Below are 8,545 nucleotides of genomic sequence, written 5' to 3' on the forward strand. Positions count from 1 at the left end.
AATCGGCCACGAAATGCGCCACATCGTCCAGCCGGCTGGCAATGGCGTAGGGGTCGCACAAAGGGTTCGACAGCCGCGCGCCGATGGCGCGCGATCCGGCCGCGGTGACGGCCATGTCGATCACTGAAAGGAGGCTGCCGCGCCGGTCACCCTGGAGCGTGCGGGTCAGTTCGAGGTTGGCGCGCGTGGCGGGATCGATCAGCAGGATCGAGGAGGGAAGCTCCCGCCGCGGTGGCCTCAGATGTGGTACGCGGCCCGCCTGGGTGATGACGATGTAGTCGAGCAGCCCACCCAGCGCCGCGATTTCAGTCCGCGTGAAGCTGCCGAAGCCGTCGAGGGCGGCCACGTCGAAACACTCCTTCAGGCGGCGCTCCGCGGCAAGCGAATCGAAGCGTGCCGACGGAAGTGGCGTTACCGCCACGCCCGCCCTGTCGATGACGCTGGAAAGTGCTGGATCCGCCAGAAGTGCCTCAGGGAGAATGATCTCCCGCGGATCGAGCCGCGTCAGGTCGGCGGCCAGGCGTGATGCCTCCGCCGGCATGACGGCGAGCTCGCCTGAGCTGATGTCCGCCCAGGCGATGGCCATGTCACCCGTGCTCTTGCTGCGCGCAAGGCTGGCAAGGAAATTGTGGCTGCGGGACTCGAGGAGGTTGTCCTCCGTCAGCGTGCCGGGCGTCACCAGCCGCACGATGTCGCGCTTCACGACGGATTTGGAGCCCCGCTTCCTCGCTTCGGCCGGGTCTTCCAGCTGTTCGCATACGGCAACGCGGTGCCCGAGCCGTATCAACTTCTGGAGATAGGCGTCGGCGGCGTGCACGGGAACGCCGCACATCGGAATGTCCTGCCCCAGATGCTTGCCCCTCTTCGTGAGCGTGATGCCCAGTGCATTGGCAGCGATCTCGGCATCCTCGAAGAAGAGTTCGTAGAAGTCGCCCATCCGGAAGAACAGGAGGCTTCCCGGATTGGCCTGCTTGAGCACCAGAAACTGGGCCATCACGGGGGTGGCGCGCTGGGAGGCTTCCTCCCCTGGCTGGTCGCTCATGTGCTCTGTGCCGTTCATGCAGCCTTCCATAGCAGGAATCGACCAAAGGCGTACAAGCAGGGTTTTTCGGAAGGCTTGAGTATGGCCCTCCCGGTCTCTAGTCTGGCGCTCGAACCCCCGGATTTATCTTTTCAGAGCAGGATCATGGATCAGAAGTCGCGACGCCCGACCTTCACCGAAGAGGAAGCCCTGCAGTTTCATCAGCGCGGCAAGCCGGGCAAGTTGGAGATCAATCCGACCAAGCCGATGGCCACCCAGCGCGATCTGTCCCTGGCCTACAGCCCCGGGGTTGCCGTTCCAGTCCGCCGTATCGCGGAGAACCCGGAAACGGCCTATGACTATACGGCCAAGGGCAATCTCGTGGCCGTCATCTCAAACGGCACCGCCATTCTCGGCCTTGGTGATCTCGGTGCGCTGGCCTCGAAGCCGGTCATGGAGGGCAAGGCCGTGCTCTTCAAGCGCTTTGCCGACGTCGACTCGATTGATCTTGAGGTCGATACCAAGGACGTCGACCAGTTCGTCAATGCCGTTCGCTATCTCGGCCCCTCGTTCGGCGGCATCAACCTCGAGGATATCAAGGCACCGGACTGCTTCATCATCGAGCAGCGCCTGCGTGAGTTGATGGATATCCCGGTGTTCCACGATGACCAGCACGGCACCGCCATCATCGCGACCGCTGGTCTGATCAATGCGTTGCATCTGACGAATCGCGACCTGAAGACCGCGAAGATCGTCTGCAACGGTGCGGGTGCTGCGGCGATCGCTTGCGTGGAACTCATCAAGTCCCTCGGCGTGCCCAATGGCAATGTCATTCTGGCCGACTCGAAGGGGGTCGTCTTCAAGGGCCGGACCGATGGCATGAACCAGTGGAAGTCCGCCCATGCAGTGGAGACAGGGGCCCGCTCGCTGGCCGAAGCCCTTGAAGGGGCGGATGTGTTCTTTGGCCTCTCGGTCGCCGGTGCGCTGACGCCGGAGATGGTGAAGAACATGGCTCCCAACCCGATCATCTTCGCCATGGCCAATCCGGATCCGGAGATCCTGCCGGAAGATGTCTTGAAGGTCCGTAGCGATGCGATCATGGCGACCGGCCGCTCGGACTACCCGAACCAGGTGAACAATGTCCTGGGCTTTCCCTATATCTTCCGTGGCGCACTCGACGTTCGTGCGCGCACCATCAATGATGAGATGAAGATCGCCGCTGCCCAGGCTCTTGCAGGTCTTGCGCGCGAGGATGTGCCGGATGAAGTGGCGGCCGCCTATCATGGCTCCCGCCCGAGCTTTGGACGCGATTACCTGATTCCGGTTCCCTTCGACCCGCGGCTGATCTCGACAGTGCCTGTCGCCGTCGCCAGGGCTGCCATGGAGAGCGGCGTCGCCCGTCGCCACATCGCTGACCTCGAGGAGTATGTCAATACGCTCTCGGCACGTCTCGATCCGATTGCCGGAACGCTGCAGAGTGTGTTCGAGAAGGTGCGCGTTGCACCGAAGCGGGTGGTCTTCGCTGAAGGCGAGGAGGACCGCATGATCCGCGCGGCTAACAGCTTTGCCAGCTCGGGGCTTGGCCGGGCCATTCTCATTGGCCGCGAGAGTGAGGTCGAGAAGACGATGGCAAGCGGGGTGCTGGAGCTCCATGAAAACGTCGAGATATCCAATGCGCGCGTATCAGACCGCAACATGGATTACGCCAATTTCCTTTACGAGCGGCTGCAGCGCAGGGGATTTCTGCTGCGCGATTGCCAGCGCATGGTCAACCAGGACCGTAACGTCTTCGCTGCCTGCATGGTAGCCATGGGCGATGCTGACGCCATGGTGACGGGCCTTACGCGCAACTTCTCCGTTGCATTGGATAACGTCCGGCGCGCCATCGACAACCGCCCCGGACACAGGCCGATCGGCGTGTCGATGGCGCTTGTCCGTGGGCGGACGGTCTTCATTGCCGATACATCGATTCATGAACTTCCCTCCGCGGAGGAGTTGGCGGACATCGCCCAGGAGGCGGCAGGCGTGGCGCGCCGCTTCGGCTATGAGCCGCGCGTTGCGTTCCTGTCCTACTCGACCTTCGGATATCCGCGTGGCGAGCGTTCCGAGTATGTGCGCAACGCCGTTGGCGTGCTCGACCGGCGCAACGTCGACTTCGAGTATGACGGCGAAATGGCGGCTGACGTGGCGCTCTCGCGCGATGCAATGGCGCTCTACCCGTTCTGCAGGTTGACTGGCCCCGCGAATGTGCTCGTCATGCCCGCGGCGCATTCTGCATCGATCTCGACCAAGATGCTGCAGCAGCTTGGCGGCGTGACGGTGGTCGGGCCGCTGCTCACGGGCCTCGACCGCCCCGTGCAGATCGCTTCGATGTCCGCCACTGCGTCCGAGATCCTGAACCTCGCTGCCATCGCGGCCTATGACATCAATCGTTAGGCTGTCCGAAATGCGCGAAGTACCGCGCATTGATGGCTGAAACGGGGAGGATGATCAGCACGTCGATGGTGTTGAACTGGTGATCGATGACCGCCCCGTCGCCGATGTAGCAGCCGAGTCGAAGATAGCCCTTGATCAGGGGCGGCAGATCCTTCAGGGCGCGCCGCGGGTCGATGTCCGCTGTTGGGATTCGTTTCATCTCAACGCGGCGGTCCGGCAGAGCGCGCACGTTCCACTCTGCCGGTGGAGCCGCCTGCGCAAGGAAGCTCAATGCAAGCGCATGCGCATCGGGCTCCGTGCCGTCGAGGCTGGCGCAGCCGAGCATCACATGCATGCCATGGGCGCGGACATAGTTCCAGATTCCCTGCCAGAGAAGCTCCACCACGGGCTTGGTGCGAAATGGCCTGAGTACGCAGGACCGGCCAAGTTCAAGAAACCGCAGGCCGGGGTGAGCCCTGATCAAGGGTGCAATGTCGAATTCCCCTTGCGTGTAGAAGCCGCCATTCACCTCCGCCACCTCCTGGCGTAGCAGGCGATAGGTGCCGATTAACTCGCCATCCGCCACGGTGATTGCATCCGGTGACTGGGCGTCTCCTGTCTGAACCACGAGGAGGTGATCGCAGATGGCATCAAAGCGGTCACTGTCGATCTGGCCCTGGCAGGACACGCTCTCTGCGCTGGCGCCCCGTTCTTCGTAGAACACCCGGTAGCGGAGGCGTTGACAGGCTTCGATTTCGCCGGCGCTCACGGCCTGGCGCAAGATCATCTTGCCGCGTGCGGCCCCAATGTCCGGCGAATGTGGCAGGGTCGATCACTCCTTGAATGGTGTCTGCCACAGATACCCCGAATATGAAAGTTCTGTGACAGGCCGACAGCGTTCAGCTGCGGGTTGCGGTCAGGCTGCCGTCTGGAAGGCTGCCAGCTTCTGGCGATAGCTCAGGGCCTCGGCCACGTGAATTCGTGAGACCTCGTCGCGCCGGTCAAGGTCAGCCAGGGTCCGGGCGACGCGCAGCACCCGGTGATAGCCGCGTGCGGAGAGATTCATGGCATCTGCTGCCTCACGCATGAGCTTGAGGCCGGCGGGATCGGGCGTGGCGATGGTTTCGAGCAGCTCCCCGTCGGCCTGGGCATTGGTGCGCAGCTCCGGTTTTCCAAGCCTTGCGAAGCGCTGCGCCTGGATGGAGCGCGCGGCAAGAACCCGGGCTGCCACCTCGATGCTGTTTTCCTTCGGTGGCGGCAGGGTCAGGTCGGATGCCTTGATTGCGCGAAGCTCAATCTGCATGTCCATGCGGTCGAGCAGCGGTCCGGACAGCCGGGCCTGGTAGTCAGCCGCGCATCGGGGTCCCTTGCGGCATTGGTGGCCGGGTTCGCCCGCCATTCCGCACTTGCAAGGGTTCATCGCAGCCACCAGCTGGAAACGGGCCGGGTATGTGACATGGTAATTGACGCGCGCGACGACTGTTTGCCCCGTTTCCATCGGCTGGCGGAGCGACTCGAGCACGCGCGACTGGAACTCCGGCAACTCGTCAAGAAACAGGACGCCATGGTGAGCAAGGGCCATTTCGCCGGGCTTGGCCCGCAGGCCGCCGCCGACCAGGGCAGGCATGCTTGCCGAATGATGTGGCGCCCTGAACGGCCGCCGTCGTGAAAGCCGTCCTCCGGATAGCTCCCCGGCCAATGAGGCGACCATGCTGACGTCGAGCATCTCACGGGAGTCCATGGGTGGCAGGATCGAGGGCAGCCGCTGCGCCAGCATGGATTTTCCGGCGCCGGGAGGTCCCACCATCAGCAGATGGTGCCCGCCAGCGGCCGCCACTTCCAGCGCCCTTTTGGCAGTCTCCTGCCCCTTCACATCACGAAGGTCTGGCATCTCCTCGCTCTCGCCGGCAATGGCTGGCTTTGGGCGTGTCAGAACCTGGGTGCCTTTCACGTGATTGATCAGTTGGATCAGGTTTTCAGGCGCAAGGATGTCGGCATCCTCGCCTGCCCAGGCGGCCTCGGGGCCGGATGCCCTTGGACAGATAAGGCCGAGATCCCGGCCGTTTGCTGCGATGGCTGCCGGCAGGATCCCGGAGACAGCGAGGATGGCGCCATCAAGCGCCAGCTCTCCCATGACGACATAGCGGTTGAGGAAGTCCTGCGGGATGATGCCAAGCGCGGCAAGCACTGCCAGGGTGATCGGCAAGTCGAAGTGGCTGCCCTCCTTCGGAAGGTCGGCGGGTGAAAGATTCACCACCAGGCGCTTGCCCGGCAGCGCGAGACCGATGGAGTGAAGTGCCGCGCGCACCCGTTCACGGCTTTCCGCCACGGCCTTGTCACCCAGCCCGACAACGTTGAACTGGACCAGACCTGACAGGAACTGCGCCTGAACATCCACCGACAGGGCTTCGATGCCCTGGAATGCCACTGTCGCCGCCCGAGATGTCATCAGGTTCACCCACCTTCGCCTTGACGCTACATCAGGTTGAAAAACCCGTCAAGAACGTTTGGTGAACGCTACCAAAGCATGATCCGCAAAAGTGGAAACCACCTTTGCGGATCATGCTCAAGCAATTGATCTTGCGCGAGTTCTGTCTGTCCAGGTGATTTCACCTGGTCGGAACGCGCGTTAGACCGCGCCGTTGCTGCTATCGGTAGGCGGGTCGTGGCGGGTCATGGGGCCGTTACGCGCGTTGATCCGTACCCGCTTGACCCGGCGCGGGTCGGAGTCGAGGATCTCGAATTCGAGACCGCTATTGTGCCGGATGATTTCGCCCCGCGTGGGCACCCGGCCGGCGATCTTGAAGATCAAGCCGGCGAGAGTGTCGGCTTCTTCCTCCTCGTCCTCGGGCAGGAGGTCGACACCAAGCAGGGCCTCGAGTGCGGCAAGGTCGACGCGTCCGTCGGCACTGTAGAGCCTGTCTTCCAGCGGCTTGATCTCGAGGTCTTCGTCGGTATCGTGCTCGTCCGAAATATCGCCGACGATCACCTCGACGAGGTCCTCGATAGAAACGAGTCCTTCCGTCCCGCCATACTCGTCGATGACAATGGCGAGGTGAGTGTGGCTCGCCTGCATGCGGACCAGCAGGTCAGTCGCCGGCATCGAGGGTGGCACGAACAGCACCTCGCGATTGAGGCCTGCCTGCTTCACGGTTGTAGCAAGGGTCGCCGCTGCGATGTTCAGGCCCGCCAGCGCCTTCTCCGCCTTCTCCGCTTTGGTCGACCGGCGCTTCTTCGTGCCCCTCGCGGCCATCCAGCGCAGGAAGTCCTTCACGTGGATCATCCCGGTGACGCCATCGAGCGTCTCGCGATACACCGGCACGCGCGAATGGTTGGCATCGATGAATTTCTCGAGCAGATCCTGCATCGTGTCGGTCTCGTCGATGGCGACGATGTCGACACGGGGAACCATGACATCATCCACGCGCAAGCTGGAGAACTCGATGATGTTGAGCATCATCGACTTCGCTTCCTGACCGACCGTCTCTCCTGGGTTCTGGGCCTCGTGGCTCTCGATGGCGCCCGCCAGGCTTTCCCTGAGACCAATGTCCCTGCTGCGCCCAAACCTGTTTCTGAGGCGCTGCCACAGGCTCTCGCGCCCGCTCTCGGGGCTTGTTCCCCCGTCGCTGTTGTCCGTGTCACTCATAGGGATCGGAAATGCCCAGCCCTTTCAGGATTCCTGCTTCGAGCCGTTCCATCTCGACGGCTTCTGCGTCTACTTCGTGGTCGTAGCCGAGGAGATGCAGCACGCCATGCACAATAAGGTGTGCCGTGTGGTCATGCAATGTCTTGCCCTGCTCTGCCGCTTCCCGGACAATCACCCCATGGGCGAGCACGATGTCTCCCAGGGGGCGCGGTTCCCCCGCTGGTACGGGCAGCCCCGGTGCCGCAGGAAATGACAGCACGTTGGTGGGCTTGGTGATCCCGCGCCATTCGGCGTTGATCGCGGCAATGGACTGGTCATCGGTGAACAGGACCGCAATCTCGCTCTCCTCCGGATTGGCCCCGCCGCTCCTGAGTGCCGACGCAACAGCAGTCTGCACAAGCTGATCCAGATCCATGAGCGCCTGCCACGCTTCGTCTTCGACCTCGATCGAAACCGTCATTTCTTTTGCTTGGGAGCCTTCTTGTCATAGGCCGCCACAATGCGGCCCACCAGCGCATGGCGGACGATGTCGGAATTGCTGAAGACCACGGCTTCGACGCCCTGCACGCCCTTCAGTATCGACACCGCATCCGGCAGCCCCGAGCTGGCGCCTGAAGGAAGGTCTACCTGGGTCGGGTCACCCGTCACCACCATGCGGCTGCCCTCGCCGAGGCGGGTGAGGAACATCTTCATCTGTTGCGGCGTGGTGTTCTGCGCCTCGTCCAGAATGATGAAAGCGGAGGACAGGGTGCGCCCGCGCATGAATGCCAATGGCGCAATTTCAATCTGGTTTTCGGCAATGCCCTTGGCAACGAGGCTCGCCGGCATCATGTCGTAGAGTGCGTCGTAAAGTGGGCGCAGGTAGGGATCCACCTTCTCCTTCATGTCGCCGGGCAGGAAGCCCAGCCGCTCGCCCGCCTCGACGGCCGGCCGCGACAGCACGATGCGGTCCACCTCGCCATTCATCAGAGCCTCGGCCGCGCAGGCTACCGCCAGATAAGTCTTTCCCGTGCCGGCGGGGCCGATTCCGAACACCAGCTCATGGCGGCGGATTGCTTCGATGTAGGCGCCCTGGTTGGGCGTTCTCGCCATCACCAGCTTGCGCCGTGTGCGGATTGCGTTTCCCGGGATATTCGCTTCCTGTGCCTCGCGCATGCGGATGGCCCCCTCAACCTCTCCCTTGGTGATGTCAAGGCCGCGGCGGGCGCGGTTGTAGAGCGCCATCAGCACGTCCCGGGCCGCGTTGCGCGCTAAATCACTGCCGCGCACGGCAAGGCGGTTGCCGCGCGGGGTGATGTCAACGTTCAGCCTGTGCTCGAGAATGGCCAGATTCTCATCATGCTCGCCGCAGAGCAGCGACAACAGCTTGTTGTCGTCGAAGGAAAGGGTGAGGGTATCCGAAACTTCTTGCCGGGAGCCGTTCTTCTGGCTGCCGATCTGGGCCGCAGTGACGGGCGGATTCA

Annotated in this window: 6 protein-coding genes and 1 pseudogene; 1 reads left to right on the forward strand and 6 read right to left on the reverse strand. The window is 63.0% G+C overall.

Annotated features, from left to right (window positions below):
• Positions 1 to 1,060 (reverse strand): annotated as a pseudogene (locus tag ACILRA_RS15565) (DNA mismatch repair protein MutS); the annotation flags it as partial.
• A 126-nt stretch (positions 1,061 to 1,186) separates the two neighbouring features.
• On the opposite strand from ACILRA_RS15565, the gene ACILRA_RS15570 reads away from it, so the two are divergent.
• Positions 1,187 to 3,457: an NADP-dependent malic enzyme gene (locus ACILRA_RS15570; RefSeq protein WP_395662993.1), complete on the forward strand. Its 2,271-nt coding sequence runs from the start codon at positions 1,187 to 1,189 to the stop codon at positions 3,455 to 3,457.
• On the opposite strand, the gene ACILRA_RS15575 is transcribed toward ACILRA_RS15570, so the two are convergent.
• The 5 genes from ACILRA_RS15575 to ACILRA_RS15595 all read right to left on the reverse strand — a co-directional run bounded on the left by ACILRA_RS15575 (position 3,447) and on the right by ACILRA_RS15595 (position 8,519).
• Positions 3,447 to 4,223: a GNAT family N-acetyltransferase gene (locus ACILRA_RS15575; RefSeq protein ID WP_395662994.1), complete on the reverse strand. Its 777-nt coding sequence runs from the start codon at positions 4,221 to 4,223 to the stop codon at positions 3,447 to 3,449. The genes ACILRA_RS15570 and ACILRA_RS15575 overlap by 11 nt on opposite strands.
• A gap of 129 nt (positions 4,224 to 4,352) precedes the next feature.
• The gene (locus ACILRA_RS15580; RefSeq protein ID WP_395662995.1) at positions 4,353 to 5,885 is read right to left on the reverse strand and encodes a YifB family Mg chelatase-like AAA ATPase; all 1,533 of its coding nucleotides are present in this window, start codon (positions 5,883 to 5,885) and stop codon (positions 4,353 to 4,355) included.
• 180 nt (positions 5,886 to 6,065) lie between these two features.
• A complete protein-coding gene (locus tag ACILRA_RS15585; RefSeq protein WP_395662996.1) occupies positions 6,066 to 7,082 on the reverse strand; it encodes a hemolysin family protein in 1,017 nt (338 codons plus the stop codon).
• Positions 7,075 to 7,542, reverse strand: a complete 468-nt coding sequence (gene ybeY / locus ACILRA_RS15590; RefSeq protein WP_395662997.1) for an rRNA maturation RNase YbeY — start codon at positions 7,540 to 7,542, stop codon at positions 7,075 to 7,077. Before ybeY ends, ACILRA_RS15585 begins: the two co-directional genes overlap by 8 nt.
• Positions 7,539 to 8,519, reverse strand: coding sequence for a PhoH family protein (locus tag ACILRA_RS15595; RefSeq protein WP_395662998.1), 981 nt, complete (start codon positions 8,517 to 8,519; stop codon positions 7,539 to 7,541). The genes ybeY and ACILRA_RS15595 overlap by 4 nt, the downstream gene beginning before the upstream one ends.
• Between the last annotated feature and the right edge of the window lie 26 nt (positions 8,520 to 8,545).

The organism is Aestuariivirga sp. (assembly GCF_044239095.1).
In the GTDB taxonomy this organism is placed as follows: domain Bacteria; phylum Pseudomonadota; class Alphaproteobacteria; order Rhizobiales; family Aestuariivirgaceae; genus Aestuariivirga.